At 43.3% G+C, this 14,120-nt stretch carries 14 protein-coding genes and 1 pseudogene; 3 read left to right on the top strand and 12 right to left on the bottom strand.

Annotation, left to right across the window (positions count from 1 at the left end):
• Positions 1 to 553: 553 nt before the first annotated feature.
• From KTE19_RS06465 to KTE19_RS06455, 3 genes are all read right to left on the bottom strand, one after another.
• Positions 554 to 1,939 carry a sugar porter family MFS transporter gene (locus KTE19_RS06465; protein WP_217341892.1) on the bottom strand — a complete coding sequence of 462 codons (1,386 nt, stop codon included), beginning with the start codon at positions 1,937 to 1,939 and terminating at the stop codon, positions 554 to 556.
• Positions 1,940 to 2,175: 236 nt separating this feature from the next.
• Positions 2,176 to 3,258, bottom strand: coding sequence for a GntR family transcriptional regulator (locus KTE19_RS06460; protein WP_217164679.1), 1,083 nt, complete (start codon positions 3,256 to 3,258; stop codon positions 2,176 to 2,178).
• A gap of 66 nt (positions 3,259 to 3,324) precedes the next feature.
• Entirely contained in the window at positions 3,325 to 3,510 is a 186-nt protein-coding gene (locus tag KTE19_RS06455; RefSeq protein ID WP_056983361.1) for a hypothetical protein, read from the bottom strand.
• Between the two features lie 569 nt (positions 3,511 to 4,079).
• Between KTE19_RS06455 and KTE19_RS06450 the strand changes: the two genes are divergently transcribed.
• Positions 4,080 to 5,096 (top strand): aldose epimerase family protein, encoded by a 1,017-nt coding sequence (locus KTE19_RS06450; protein ID WP_217164678.1) that lies wholly within the window; start codon positions 4,080 to 4,082, stop codon positions 5,094 to 5,096.
• Between the two features lie 365 nt (positions 5,097 to 5,461).
• Positions 5,462 to 5,971, top strand: a complete 510-nt coding sequence (locus KTE19_RS14245; RefSeq protein WP_289427395.1) for a C40 family peptidase — start codon at positions 5,462 to 5,464, stop codon at positions 5,969 to 5,971.
• 203 nt (positions 5,972 to 6,174) lie between these two features.
• Here the strand turns inward: KTE19_RS14245 and KTE19_RS06440 are convergent, their stop codons facing one another.
• The 7 genes from KTE19_RS06440 to KTE19_RS06410 all read right to left on the bottom strand — a co-directional run bounded on the left by KTE19_RS06440 (position 6,175) and on the right by KTE19_RS06410 (position 10,469).
• Positions 6,175 to 6,471, bottom strand: a complete 297-nt coding sequence (locus KTE19_RS06440) for a hypothetical protein (protein ID WP_217341891.1) — start codon at positions 6,469 to 6,471, stop codon at positions 6,175 to 6,177.
• An 88-nt stretch (positions 6,472 to 6,559) separates the two neighbouring features.
• Positions 6,560 to 7,168 carry a response regulator transcription factor gene (locus KTE19_RS06435; RefSeq protein ID WP_217165235.1) on the bottom strand — a complete coding sequence of 203 codons (609 nt, stop codon included), beginning with the start codon at positions 7,166 to 7,168 and terminating at the stop codon, positions 6,560 to 6,562.
• A gap of 160 nt (positions 7,169 to 7,328) precedes the next feature.
• Entirely contained in the window at positions 7,329 to 7,565 is a 237-nt protein-coding gene (locus tag KTE19_RS06430) for a sensor histidine kinase (protein ID WP_217165234.1), read from the bottom strand.
• Positions 7,562 to 8,293: a sensor histidine kinase gene (locus tag KTE19_RS06425; protein WP_217165232.1), complete on the bottom strand. Its 732-nt coding sequence runs from the start codon at positions 8,291 to 8,293 to the stop codon at positions 7,562 to 7,564. Before KTE19_RS06425 ends, KTE19_RS06430 begins: the two co-directional genes overlap by 4 nt.
• The gene (locus KTE19_RS06420) at positions 8,290 to 9,033 is read right to left on the bottom strand and encodes an ABC transporter permease (protein WP_217165229.1); all 744 of its coding nucleotides are present in this window, start codon (positions 9,031 to 9,033) and stop codon (positions 8,290 to 8,292) included. The genes KTE19_RS06425 and KTE19_RS06420 overlap by 4 nt, the downstream gene beginning before the upstream one ends.
• Before the next feature lies 1 nt (position 9,034).
• Entirely contained in the window at positions 9,035 to 9,922 is an 888-nt protein-coding gene (locus KTE19_RS06415; protein ID WP_217341890.1) for an ABC transporter ATP-binding protein, read from the bottom strand.
• A gap of 283 nt (positions 9,923 to 10,205) precedes the next feature.
• Positions 10,206 to 10,469, bottom strand: a complete 264-nt coding sequence (locus tag KTE19_RS06410; RefSeq protein ID WP_217165226.1) for a type II toxin-antitoxin system Phd/YefM family antitoxin — start codon at positions 10,467 to 10,469, stop codon at positions 10,206 to 10,208.
• Between the two features lie 206 nt (positions 10,470 to 10,675).
• Here KTE19_RS06410 and KTE19_RS06405 point away from each other — a divergent pair.
• Positions 10,676 to 11,509 (top strand): annotated as a pseudogene (locus tag KTE19_RS06405) (undecaprenyl-diphosphate phosphatase).
• An 80-nt stretch (positions 11,510 to 11,589) separates the two neighbouring features.
• Here the strand turns inward: KTE19_RS06405 and KTE19_RS06400 are convergent.
• Together KTE19_RS06400 and KTE19_RS06395 are read right to left on the bottom strand one after the other, a co-directional pair.
• Complete coding sequence (locus KTE19_RS06400) at positions 11,590 to 12,762, bottom strand: acetate/propionate family kinase (protein ID WP_217165224.1); 1,173 nt, start codon at positions 12,760 to 12,762, stop codon at positions 11,590 to 11,592.
• 119 nt (positions 12,763 to 12,881) lie between these two features.
• Complete coding sequence (locus KTE19_RS06395) at positions 12,882 to 13,910, bottom strand: LacI family DNA-binding transcriptional regulator (RefSeq protein ID WP_217165222.1); 1,029 nt, start codon at positions 13,908 to 13,910, stop codon at positions 12,882 to 12,884.
• Positions 13,911 to 14,120 lie beyond the last annotated feature (210 nt).

Here is a 14,120-nt window from a genome sequence, read left to right as displayed (position 1 = left end):
GAGGTGCTTACATGCAGATCTCTGCTTGGAGGAGCTGTCCTAATCAAGTGAGCGGATCCAAGCGGTTAGAGATCGGAGCGTAAGTCGCCTCGAACAGAAATTCCGGGTTATGGAATTTTTGTTTGAGGTGCTTACATGCAGATCTCTGCTTGGAGGAGCTGTCCTAATCAAGTGAGCGGATCCAAGCGGTTAGAGATCGGAGCGTAAGTCGCCTCGAACAGAAATTCCGGGTTATGGAATTTTTGTTTGAGGTGCTTACATGCAGATCTCTGCTTGGAGGAGCTGTCCTAATCAAGTGAGCGGATCCAAGCGATTAGAAACTGGAACCTAAGTCTCCTTCTGCAGAAATCCCCGATTCTGGGATTTTTGCAGAAGGTGCTTAGGTGGAAGTTTCTGCTTTACGGAGCTGTCCTAAAAAGGTGAGCCCAACGCTTAGAATCCTGCACCTAAGCCTCTCCATTCCCCATCCACACAAAAAATCAACCATCCAACGACGGACAATTGATTTTTTATTTCCATTCTGGAATCAAAGCCCAGAATGGTTCGTTTTTAATTAATTGTTAGAATTATTGGTTGCGGAAGTTTCTTCTTTAATCCCTGCAGCCTTGTGGAGATCAAGTTCAATCTCTTCAAGTGATTTACCACGGGTTTCGATAAACTTCTTGTGAACGAACCAAATAGCGATTCCACAAATGATTGCATAGAACAGGAACGCATTGTCGAGCCCCCATGCACTTAACATCATTGGGAAAGTCAATGAAACGGCCATATCAGCGAGCCAGTTGGTTGCTGAACAGAGTGACGTTCCAAGACCACGAATGTTCAATGGGAAGACTTCACCAATCAGAACCCAAGTAATTGGGGCCCAAGTTGAAGCATAAAAGGCAATGTAGACCGTCAAAGCGATCGCACTGACATAGGCAGCAGCTTGAGAACCGTTATCAAACTTCAAAATGACATACATCACAACTAATGAGAGACCCATTCCAGATGCCCCGAAGATCAGCATCTTTTTACGGTCAACTTTATCCATCAACAGCATTGCCACAATCGTGACAATAACGTTAACAACACCTATTCCAATATGGGCAAGCAAAGCAGCGATCACTCCCCAGCCAACATCGGTAAAGATCGTTGGTGCATAGAAAATCACACTGTTACTGCCAATAACTTGCTGGAAGACGGCGGCACCAAGACCAGTAATCAAGGCTGGTCGAACGGCTTTACCAAACAATTCCTTCCAACCACCAACTGGTTGTTTAGCAGTTTCTTCAATTTCAGTCAGCGCCGTATCAACAGCTTTGGCATCACCTTTGTTAGTATCAAGCAAAACACCCTTAGCTTCATCAAGGTGACCAATCTTAACCAAGAATCGTGGACTTTCTGGTAAGAAAAGTGATCCGAAGAACAGGATAGCAGCTGGTAATGCAGCGAAGCCTAACATCCAACGCCAGCCAGTATACATATGAGCAAATGAGTAGTTCAAGATGTAAGCCAGCAAAATACCAATCATAATCATTAGCTGGAACATCGTTGCAACCGCACCATGCATCCGTTTAGGAGCCAATTCGTGCAAATATGCAGGAATCAATGCGGAAGTAATTCCAACACCAATTCCTAGAATAACTCTGGTTCCGACAAGGATTTCAAAGTTCGGTGCAAATCCCGATGTAATGGCTCCGATGAAGAAGATGACTGAAGCCCAAATGAGTAACTTACGACGCCCGTAGGTATCCAAAAACTTACTGGTTCCCAAAGCACCAAGTACGGCACCAATCAGAACGGAACTAACAACCCAACCTTGCTCCCATGGCCCTAAGTTAAGTTGCTTTTGGATAAATAGAATTGCACCAGAAACTGAGGCAATATCATAACCAAAAAGTAACCCACCCAGGGCACCGAAGGTATAAATAAATCCATTATTTGTAACTCTCTTCAATTCAAGCACCCCATTCGATTAATTTACTAAAATAGTAAAATTGCAGAAACAAAATACTGTGCGCACACTGTAAACGGTTTCTGGCATCGCTTACAAATGATAGTATAGGGTATTCATACGCATAAATCAAGAATTTATTATTCGTCAGGACAAATCAAAAAGAGCACTGTACTGCGATATCAACGGTTACAGCGCTCTTTTTATTAGTAAAATTCAGCTTTGTTTTACCAATTGATTTAAATTCCCTTAGTTGAATCCCGAACAATCAGTTCCGAATCCAGCATTTTGTTGGCGCCTTTATTTTTGTCCAACATATCAAGCAACAACTTCGCCGCCGTTTCCCCCATGTGACGTTTGGGATGGGTCATTGTTGTAATACTTGGATCAACAAACTTTGAAATTTCATAATCATCAAACCCTGCCACGGAAATTTCGCCGGGAACTGAAATGCCCTCCTTGCTCAACATGCCAATCACTTCAATGGCAAGTTGGTCGTTGTAACATACAATTGCGGTGGGCCGACTCTCTGATTGAACGTCTACCCGATCCTTAATCTTGCTTAAGACACTGTTAATCTCGTCACCCGATCGATACATCATGATGTCCCCAGACGACGATACGTCCGGATGGGTCTGGTAGGACTTGATAAACCCATTCATCCGGTTAACCCCCTGCAAATCATCCACTTGGAAGATTCCCAAGACCCGCTCATGACCGTTATCCAGCAAATAATCCACAATCTTCTTCTCAGCCTGGGTATCATCAATTTCCACGTACGGAAAATCAAGTTGTGGATAATGAGAGTTAATGAAGACGGCAGGTTTGCCAGAGTTCACAATCATTTGGTAAACATCCAGGTTGGGGTTCTCAAGCGTACTGCGGGTGGGTTCAATAATGAAGCCGACCACATCGTTGTCCAACATATTTAATAAATTATGGCGTTCGTTGTCGTACTCATCATGGGTATTGCCAATCAAGACCGACAACCCTTCGGCTGAAATAACTTGATCAATTCCACTAATAATGTTTGGAAAAATATAATCGGCAATGTGGGTTGTAATCACCCCCACGCTTTGATTTGAACGTTCTGAGCGAACCTTATGATTAATCCAATCATTAACGTACATCCCGCCACCCTGGACTCGATAGATGTAGCCTTCATGTTCCAAATCACCAACGGCTCGACGAATGGTGTAACGACTAACGGAATACATCCCCATCAATTCAGATTCAGTCGGGATCTTCTCGTTGATCTTGTATTTGCCATTAATAATGCTATCCTTGATACTTTTCTTGACCATGACGTACTTAATTTCCATGAGTGAATCCCCCCGTTACTGAATTTTGATATCTTATTAACTCAACTGGCCACCTGTATCTATCACTCATTTAATCGGTCCTGCTAAATACATTAGCCCCGCCGTTGCAGCGATTGCCGCCAATGTCCACCAACCAAAATGGTGATTCGGCTTTGTCTGATCTTTTCTGGCAAATTCATACATCCAAGAAAAAATAAAAACAATGATCAGCAGATCAGTGATCCCTGATAAAACGTGTAAAAAAGTTTGCATAGTACTTCCCTTCTTCTTTTAGTGAGCGGAGCAAAGCGGTTAAAAGTCGGAGCATAAGTCTCCGCCGACAGAAATCCCGGGTTTGGGGATTTTTGTTGGTGGTGCTTATGTGCAGACTTTTGCTTTGCACAGCTGTCCTACATACAGTGAGCGGAGCAAAGCGGTTATCAATCGGAGGGTAAGTCTCCTCGCTTGGAAATTCATGGGTTTGGAATTTTCGAGGGAGGTGCTTACGCGCAGATTGTTGCTTTGCACAGCTGTCCTAAAACCAGTGAGCGGAGCAAAGCGGTTAGAGATCGGAGTGTAAGTCGCATCGAATAGAAATTCCGGGTTTGGGAATTTTTGTTTGAGGTGCTTACATGGAGATCTCTGCTTTGCGCAGCTGTCCTAAATTTTAAACAACTCTCGAATAACTCTCCATCAATAAAAGTATCATATTTTGTGGTCAATTCATACACACTTATACGGATAAATATCTTTTCTCCTATTGCAACTCCATACAAAAAAATATTATAATACATATAAAAGCGGTTACACAACCACAATTTATTATTTAAGGAGAATTGATGATGGAAACTAAGCAAGAAGTTTTTGATACGTACAAGGGTCAAGAGATTCAGAAGTTTACAGTTACGAATGATCACGATGTTTCAATTTCCGCAATTACTTTAGGGGCTACTTGGAAAGCCTTTAATATTCCGGGCAAAGACGGTCAACCTGAAAATGTCATGTTAAGCATGCCAAGCAGTGAAGAATACATGAAGAACCAGTATTTCTGCCAAGCAATCGGACGAACTGCCGGCCGAATTACCAACGGAACTTTCTCAATTAAGGGCAAGGAATATCACGTGGATGCTAACGAAGGCACGACAACGTTGCACGGTGGCCCTCATGGCTTTAACACCCAAATCTGGGACGGTTCATTCGATGGCGACAAGATTGTCTTCACAAAACACATCGACTCAAGCGAAGATTCATTCCCAGGTAACATTGACGTTAAGATCACCTACAGCTTGAGTGATGACAATGAAGTCACAATTACTTATACCGCCAAGAGTGACGCTGATACATTATTTAACCCAACTCAGCATGCCTACTTTAATTTGAGTAACAGCCAAAATGTCTATGGTCAATCACTTCAAATTAACGCCGACAAGTATCTGGAACTCAACAAGGATAAGACTCCAACCGGTAAGATGGTTCCCGTTGATGACACGGCTTATGACTTCCGCGATCCGCAAAACATCAAACTGGGCATTGATGACATGAAGGCTGAAGTTGGCCACACCTACGATGAAGTTTACGTTATCAATGATCACAAGGAAGCCGATCCAATTGCAACCTTAACTGATCCAGAATCAGGCCGCAGCGTTGCAATCAAATCTAATCGGGATGCTTTGGTTGTCTTCACACCGGATGATTTGGACGGCTTTAAATTTGACCGTGGCGCCGGAGTTCCTCACATGGGAATTGCCCTTGAGGCTCAAAGTTTGCCAGATACACCAAATCACGAGGACTTTGGCAGCGTCTTATTACCAAAGGGTGAAGAAAAGACTTATTCTATTAGCTATAAAGCAACCTTCTAAATATGAATTGAAGCAACTCTAAAAAAGGATGGTGCGATTAAAGTCGCGTCATCCTTTTGATTTCGCCATTTTTTAATATGGTCAATTTATTCAATGAATCGTATCAAAGCCATGCTCGTTGTGACATATACCAATTCTGGCTTTTTGAACAAAAGCAACCCATTTTAATCATTATTTAAACTTCCCAATAAAATCTTTAACACTATTTCAGGCTGAAATGATTCGTCATTGGATCACAAATTTTCTGTAACCTGACTGCAAGCTTTAGGGATTATCATGATACCTACAAAATAGAAAATGAGGTGTTCCTTTGAAATTCACAAAGACAGTTTTGAGCCTGGCCACTGCCGGAGCTATCTTCGGCAGTGGCCGCTACAAATGCAAGTGCAGACACCGTTACAAACTATCCCGCCCGCCAGTCAACGAGCTATCAGCAGACGAATTATCCGACCAAAGCAACAACTAATTCAACGACAACAACGACGCCAGCAACCAATAATGCCAGCACGAGTGCCAATGCAGTTGTCAACTTGGCCAAACAACTTGCCAGCCAAAACATCCCTTACGTATGGGGTGGCGAGTCACTAAAAGGAATGGACTGTTCCGGATTAACGGACTATGTATACCAAAAGGCCGCCGGCATCAGTTTAGGGCATTACACCGTCACTCAAGAAAGCCATGTCACCAAAGAAGCCATTTCTGCAGCTCAACCGGGCGATCTACTTTTCTGGGGCAACCAGGGAGCATCCTATCACGTTGCTATCTACATCGGCAATAACCAATACGTAGCGGCCCCTCAACCAGGCCAAAATGTTGAAATCCAAACGATCAATAGTGCCTTCATGCCAAGTTTTGCTGGCCATGTTAATTCATAATTGAAGGTATTTTAAACAATATTGGGATTTTAGGTCGTAAATTATCTCTAAGCCACTCAACTCACTATTTTTATATTAAGAAAACTGGCGACAAACATCTGATCTCCGCCATTTATGTTCAAAAAGCAATGCATTTCAAAACCAGAATGCATTGCTTTTTTCATGGGATTAAATCGTCTTTCGTCCCAATCTTACCTAATCTATTAATCATTAATCACGATCCCCACGATCACCACTAAGATTGTAATGGCCAGACATACCCAGCCCATTTGAGTGGCTCTAATTTCGTATTTCTTTTTAGTTTCCTCAGTCAAATTTTGATACTCTTTACCGACCAGTGAATTTGTTGCCAAAATTGTAAAGTCCTTCTTGACTAGCAGTCGATAAGTCACATAAGCAAACAAAACAACAATCGCCAACAACCCAAGGTTCACCGAAAATATCATCAGAACCACACACGCAATGGCTGCAATTAAAATTAAGATTCGCCGGAGTACCATCAAATCATCTCTCCAATCCACATCAAGCCTTACTATCTAAAGCTAGTACATTAAATTAATCACTGCTAATGACTTGATTGGATCAATTTTATAACCACTTGCGTTTTTCCGCAATATTTAAAGCCTCAATTCGGTTGGCAGCTCCTAATTTACTCAGGATTGATGAAATATAGTTTCGTACCGTACCGTTTGACAAGAACAACGCTTTGGCAATTTCAGCGGTTGAACTACCCTTTCTGATTTCTGCTAAGATCTGCGTTTCTTTGTCTGATAAAGGATTATCAACATCACCCAGAATTGAGCTGACTAACTCAGGTGAATAGATCGTTTTGCCGGCCATTACCTCATGAATCGACTGGATCAAGTCATCACTAGGGATGTCTTTGAGGAGGTAGCCATCGACGTAGGCGCCAACCGCCGTTTGAAAATAGTTTTTGTTGGCAAACGTGGTCAAAATGATCGTCTTCACCGGTAACTTCTGTTGGTCAATTTCTTCCGCAACCGTTAAGCCGGTCTTCTTAGGCATTTCAATGTCCAAAATTGCGACGTCCGGCTTTTCATACTTAATATGCTTGAACGCTTCCTCGCCATCTCCGTATGTCCCAATGACTTCCAGATCATCTTCAAGATCCAGTAATTGTGCCAGGGCACTACTTAGCAAACTTTGGTCTTCAGCCAAAGTAATCCTAATTGTCATTCATCCTGCTCCTTTGGTAGGCTCAAAGTGATGGTGGTCCCGTTTCGGCCGGTCTTAATATGAAATTGGCCACCAGCAATCGTTGCCCGTTCCTGCATACCACTGATGCCGTGGGCGTGATCCCAAACCTTGGTATAGCCAGTGCCATCATCAGTAATGGTTACCAGATAATCATCGTTGCCTCGGCAAAAATCACTTGGACTTGATCAGCATGACTATAGTTAATCACGTTGGTAATGGCTTCTCGTAATACCTCGGCAATCACGTTTTGGACCTTATCTGGCCACTGATTTGTCATTCCTTCATTAATCACATCAAGGCCTATTTGGCTAGCTTTCAGGGTATCAGCGACATCAATCATCATCTCAGCGATCGATAATTGGCGCAACCCAGTCACAATTTGCCGAACCAGTTGCAGGTTGTTTCTCGAGGCTGTTGCAATTTCTTAAGTTCGCTGGCAACCTGCTCGGGCTTTTTCTCAAGCAGTTTGGAAGCCAATTCAGCCTTGATAGTAATCGTCGAAAACGATTGGCCCAATGTATCATGCAAATCTCGGGCAATTCGTTCTCGCTCACCACGCTTAATCACGTCAGCGTAACGAGAATTCTGAGCCCGTAATTCTTCCCGACGCCGATAAGAATTAGAAATCGATTTGGCAGCCAGCGGTGAAAATAATTCGAACAAAATCATCACGATGCCACCACCGACGCCACTAGAACTCTCCCAACTGAAGAAATTCGATTGAACCTGAATTGCTAACCAGAGAAGACAGGCTCCTAAAGTGACATAATACCCAATCAAATATTGGCGGAACTTTGGTTTGCTGATCGGCAGTGACCCAATCTCCCAAGCCGTAAAGAGGGTCAAATACACCCAGGCATCGGTTACCGTCAATATCACACATAACAGATATTGCCCGTAGATCCAGATTGGCAAACTCTTGGTCACACTATAACCATTGCGATAAACCCAGATGAAGATAGCCAATAAGCCTGCGGTTACGAGCTTATGAGCCGTATCAAACGGCCACAAGCTCGTGATTGGAAAAATGATCCAAATTAACCAAAAGTATGGATAAAAACCAAACCGTTTAGGAAATAAGATATATTTTTGTAAGAATTTCATTGAGCCCTTTTAGTCCTTTGTATTTTTTGGACAACAACCAGTAGTCCGATCGCCAATACCAACCAGACCAGTTCTCCGCCAATCATTTTGAGCGGCACGGCCGTCTGTTTCATTACATCATTAACAATAACAGAAGTTTGATAAGTTGGTAAGAGCTTGCCAATTGTTTGGCTCCAAGTTGGCATCATCGATAGCGGCCACCAGAGGCCACTGAGGATGGCTGCTGGAAAGACAATCAAGTTAACCATCAAATTGACAATGGTGTTCGACCCGACAAATGACAGGCTAACGCCGAAAATCATGAGTGGAATGCTGGCAATCGTCACAACCGTTAAAATCACGAGCCAATTTATGACGCTCATGGACACACCAATGTATAATTTGGCAATCAATTCAATGACGGCAATTTCCACCATCGTCAAAATGAGTAGGACCATCCCCATTGAGGCATAGTACGTATTTCGAGAAACCGGTGACACATCGATAAAACGAATGTAAGCCTGCTCCTTATCCGAGAGTACCGTGTTGGCAACCGTAATAATCGAAGATAGCAATGTCGCGTAGATCGCCATGCTAACAAGGTAGGTTTTTTCAAACGAAGCCGGTAATCCCTGATTCATGACTTTGGTAAATAGGATATAAAACAATGCCGGCACCCCGATATCAAATGCCATGAACCGGGGGTTGCGAACAATTATTCTGATGATATTAGTCTTAACCTGATTCGTAAATGCATTCATCTTAGTCACCTTCCTTAACAACTTCTCTAAATATTTGATCCAACGACCGCTGAGTAATTCGAAGATTATGCAGATTGGCCATTTCTGGTGCTAATTCACGGACGACTGCATCAGCATCTTCGGTCACAAAAACATAATGATTCTGGTTATGGGAATCCAGGTCGCCGGATTGCACCAACGTGGTGAGCTTAAGTTCTGGCAACGAACTGTCAAACTCAACCAGAGTATGGGTAAAGCGCTTTTTCAACCCCATCAGTGCGCCATCATAGAGCACTTGCTGATTCTTCAGGAAAATAATCCGACTGGCCACATCGTCAATTTCTTCTAGATAGTGACTGGTCACAATGATCGTTTTACCGCTGTTGGAAAGCGCATGAATCTGTTGCCAAAAATCATAGCGGCTATTAGCATCCATTCCGGCCGTCGGCTCATCGAGGAATAGGAGTTCAGGATCTCCTGCCATTGCTAAAGCAAAGTTAAGTTTACGACGTTGCCCACCGGACATCTTGGTGACCATGGTAGTCAAATTAGCGCCAAGGTCAGCCAGTTCCACGATTTTACTGAACGCTAGGGGATGGGAATAATAACTACGAACTAATTTGATCAATTCATTCCCGCGAACGCGATCCAGACCAAAACTATCCTGAAACATGACGCCAATTTTGGCTTTGGTCGCTTTTGTTCGGGGAGCTTGCCCAAACACTTTAATTGTGCCATCACTGGGTTCTGTAAGGCCGAGCATCAAATTAATCAAGGTACTCTTTCCAGCCCCGTTCTTGCCAATCAGGCCAATGATTTCACCAGGCTCAACCTCAGAACTGATATCAGAAAGCACCCTTTTCTTGCCAAATCGTTTGGATAGGTTATTTACGTGAATCATTGTTGTCATGGTGGTCATCTCCGATTTCTTAATTGATGACTTTAGTTTACCGGCGAACGGGTTAAGGTTATAGAAGCAGCTGTCAGGAGATGAAGTGACAAATGTCATGAGTGTGAAACCAACCGGTTAACAATCGGAAAGTAATTTTTCTGTCAGGTACTTACGCGCAGATTGTCACTTGGTTGAGCACGCGTATTCTACATAGCAAATAACCATTTCCAAAAGAAAAAGCCCCCACCACAATCATCTATGGTAAGAGCATCAACCAAGCCGTATTTTCTCCGATAGTTACTCATAATTTATCCCAATCAACATTATTAATGTCAGTCGCTCCACTGTGATCCATTGCGCGTTCTTGAGCTTTAGAGAATTCACCCATACCGGCCAGATAAATGGTTTCGATCATCGAGTCCCAATCTCTTTTAGATACCACTACAACTGCTCTTTCCTCAGTACCATTAACAGGAGTGATAGCAATTGGTTCTCTCTTAGTATTAACATCATCTAGAATTTTATAGAAATTTTTTCGAGCGTTGGTTGGCGAATAGCTTTTCAAATTAATCACCTCAGCATTATTTTAGCGTGCCCATATTACGTCGTCCAAAAGTTCGCTCGTTATCTTTTGGCCTAACATGACATAAATTGGCCACCAATGTAAAGATTGCCCCTCAATCCTGTAAACAATTGGTAAATCGTCCCCCAATCATCTCTTTTTATGTCATGATTACCTTATGAAATTTAAACAGATTAGGAGTCACTATCATGTTAGATATCATCAAAGCCATTATTTTAGGGATTGTTGAAGGGATCACCGAATTTTTACCGATTAGTTCAACGGGTCATTTGATCCTGGTCAATGAATTTATCAAAATGAGCCAAACCACGCAATTCACCGACATGTTCAACGTCGTTATTCAGCTGGGCGCAATTATGGCAGTGGTCGTTCTGTATTTCCACAAGTTGAACCCATTGTCCCCCAAGAAAACGCATCTTGAACAGCGCGACACTTGGGTGCTTTGGTTCAAGGTCATCGTTGCGGTCTTACCCTCCGTCGTGATTGGCCTGCTGCTCAATGACTAGATGGACGCTCACTTGATGAACTGGGAAGTTGTTTCAGCAATGTTACTATTATACGGAATCCTGTTTATTGTGATCGAAAACCGCAACGCAAACCGGCAACCTGAGTTCACCGATCTTAACCGGCTGTCTTACCGAACAGCATTTATTATTGGGATGTTCCAGCTACTTTCACTGGTTCCCGGTACCTCGCGATCTGGGGCCACAATTCTCGGTGGTATCTTAATAGGCACTTCCCGATACGTTGCCACTGAGTTCTCATTTTTCTTGGCAATTCCAACCATGTTCGGGGCATCACTGCTCAAAGTCTACAAGTATTTTCACCATGGTGGCACCTTTGACGGCCTCCAAACTGCCGTACTATTGATTGGCATGCTGGTTTCATTTATGGTTGCTTACCTCGCGATCCGCTTCTTGCTCAATTACATCCAGCATAATAACTTCAAAGCATTTGGCTGGTACCGGATTATTTTGAGCATTATTGTGATTGGGTATTTTGGACTTCGCGCTTTGATCTAACAATAATCAAAAAGAGCATCTTATCACAGACATATTGACGGTGATAAGGTGCTCCTATTTCTTATTAAACGATATTTACCTTACTTCAAAGCTCCCTGCACATCCCGCACCATCGCCAACTCCTCATTGGCTGGAATTAACAGGATTCGAGCCGAAGAGTCCTTGGTTCCAAGATCACCGGGCTTTTGCTGATCATTCAACTCAGCGTCCAACTTGATGCCAAAAATTGCCAGCTTCTTGCAGACTTCCTCGCGAACCCATTGATCATGTTCACCAATTCCGCCGGAGAAGACGATTGCGTCGACGCCACCAAGTTCGGTGATGTAACTCGCCGCATATTTAACGGTTCGATTGACAAACATATCGAGCGCCAATTGCGCCCGAGGATCTTTTGAACTCTCGAGGTCCCGCATATCAGAGGAAACCCCGGAAACTCCCAGCAAACCCGAGCGGTCGTTGAACATTTCAATCACTTCATCAGCTTTGGCCCCCATCCGTTTCATGAAAAACGGTACCAGAGCAGGGTCAACATCACCGGATCTGGTCCCCATTACTAACCCGTTCATTGGTGTAAAGCCCATTGAGGTATCGTAACACTTGCCGGCCTTTTCAGCTGCGACAGAAGCCCCCGAGCCCAAATGAAGGGTGACTAATTTTGCATCTTTTTTCCCAAGCAGCTCATCGGCTTGACCCGTAATGAAGCCGTGGTTGATGCCGTGTTCGCCATAACGGCGAATGGTGAATTTCTCGGTTAACTCGTAGGGAATCCCATAGATCGAATTGACTTCCGGCACGTCTTTGAAGAAGGCACTGTCAAAGATCGCGTACTGATCCGTATCAGGTAAGATCCGCTGAATAATCTTGATATATTCAGCTTCCACTGGATTGTGAATTGGGGCAATTTCACCCAGATCAACAATCTGCTGCAAAACGTCATCGTCAATTTTGGCAACTTTATCAAAGATGTCACTGCCAGCAACCACTCGGTTACCCACGGCATCGATATCATGCAGATGATCGATCACCCCCAGATCCTTCAAGTTATTGAGCATGATGGCAGCGGACCGTTCATAATCAATCTTGTCCTCAGTGGTTTGGTACTTCTTGCCATCCCCATACTTGATTTTAACGATCGAGCCCGGCATATTCAGCCGCTCAACTTCCCCATCGGCAAGCACCGTTTCTTTTGGCATATCAAATAATTTAAATTTGAGTGATGAACTTCCTGCGTTTACAATTAAAACTTTGGCCATAATAGAACCTCCAATATTTAACTCGCCGTTTTCACTTGTGAATGAAAACGCAACCATATTAAAAGTATACTATGAAATGAGCAGAAGTGATACAAATGAAACTAAATCTGAGGGGCTATTTAATTCGTATTCCGATTCAGTACTGAGCTTCTCACAATAATTTCAGGATCAATCACTTCTTGGGTAATCTTGGTATCCCCGTCAACTTCTAGAATGTCCATCAGTGAAGCAACCCCTTTTTTGATGATTTGCGAAGTTGGTTTGCGCACAGTCGTCAACGGTGGGGTTAAGTACTGCGAGTAGCTCATGTCATCATAGCCAATGAAGGAAACATCTTCGGGTACCCGATACCCCAGCTCAACGCAAGCATTGATAGCTCCAACGGCCATATCATCGTTTTCGCAAAAAACACAAGTTGGCACTTGGCCACTAGACAAGATCTGACGCATCAACTTGTTACCACTTTGAGGCAGATAGTCGCCTCGCTTAACCAAATTAGAATCAACTTCCAAGCGGTGCTCCTTAAGAGCCTCAAAAAAACCTTCACTTCGCTGCTTAGAAGACTCAAAAGATTTAACTCCCTTAATCAGGCCAAAATTCCGATGCCCCATTCGAATGGCATACTCAACAACATTTTTGGCCCCCAAGAAATCATTGTGAGAAAAATTTGTGATGTCATTTCGCTCAATTTTACGGTTCAAAACAACCAGTGGCAAACCAATACTGTGAATGTAATCGATAAAGCCATCGTCGGATTCTGACTGGCTCAAAACGATAATTCCATCAAAATTTTGAACGGAAACGCCTTGGCTATTCATAACGTGATCGATACTATTAACAGAGAGCGAATAGCTTTTTGGCAAGGTTGTTTGCGATTGCTGCATCACTTCTGTCAAGAAGCTGGCCGAAGTCCCTGTGTCAAGATTGGTAAAAAAGACACCAATCATGTAGGAACGGTTCATGACCAAACTTTTTGCATTCAGATTGGGAACGTAGCCGATTTGTTTGGCAATCTCAGCAATCTTTTTGCGAGTAGCCGGCTTAACCAACTCACTCCCATTTAACGCCCGTGACACGGTTGTATGCGACACGTTCGCCATTTCGGCAATTGTTCTGATTGTCACTGAACCTTTCTCGGAATTTTTCATGAAGCCAACTCCCTTCTCGATAACTTGATACATAAATTTTACCATTATCATCATTGATTATCTTACAAATATTCTCCCAGGCAACAAAAATGACATACGCCATATTTTTAAATAGGTCGTATGCCACTCTGAGGTGTACCCCAAAAGTTAAAGTAAATATTTGCTTGTCTTTCCTAGGCGGCACGGAGTCGATAGCTTATCGGCGCTGTG

It is taken from the genome of Lentilactobacillus dabitei (genome assembly GCF_019061365.1).
Taxonomy (GTDB): Bacteria; Bacillota; Bacilli; order Lactobacillales; family Lactobacillaceae; genus Lentilactobacillus; species Lentilactobacillus dabitei.
This window is presented reverse-complemented; position numbering and strand designations above follow the sequence as displayed.

Excerpts from the sequence above, each read along its gene's own strand:
- KTE19_RS06460 (WP_217164679.1), bottom strand. The coding sequence starts at position 3,258 with ATGGAAATTAAGTACGTCATGGTCAAGAAAAGTATCAAGGATAGCATT.
- KTE19_RS06455 (WP_056983361.1), bottom strand. The coding sequence starts at position 3,510 with ATGCAAACTTTTTTACACGTTTTATCAGGGATCACTGATCTGCTGATC.
- KTE19_RS06450 (WP_217164678.1), top strand. The coding sequence starts at position 4,080 with ATGGAAACTAAGCAAGAAGTTTTTGATACGTACAAGGGTCAAGAGATT.
- KTE19_RS06440 (WP_217341891.1), bottom strand. The coding sequence starts at position 6,471 with ATGGTACTCCGGCGAATCTTAATTTTAATTGCAGCCATTGCGTGTGTG.
- KTE19_RS06435 (WP_217165235.1), bottom strand. The coding sequence starts at position 7,168 with ATGACAATTAGGATTACTTTGGCTGAAGACCAAAGTTTGCTAAGTAGT.
- KTE19_RS06425 (WP_217165232.1), bottom strand. The coding sequence starts at position 8,293 with ATGAAATTCTTACAAAAATATATCTTATTTCCTAAACGGTTTGGTTTT.
- KTE19_RS06420 (WP_217165229.1), bottom strand. The coding sequence starts at position 9,033 with ATGAATGCATTTACGAATCAGGTTAAGACTAATATCATCAGAATAATT.
- KTE19_RS06415 (WP_217341890.1), bottom strand. The coding sequence starts at position 9,922 with ATGACAACAATGATTCACGTAAATAACCTATCCAAACGATTTGGCAAG.
- KTE19_RS06400 (WP_217165224.1), bottom strand. The coding sequence starts at position 12,762 with ATGGCCAAAGTTTTAATTGTAAACGCAGGAAGTTCATCACTCAAATTT.
- KTE19_RS06395 (WP_217165222.1), bottom strand. The coding sequence starts at position 13,910 with ATGAAAAATTCCGAGAAAGGTTCAGTGACAATCAGAACAATTGCCGAA.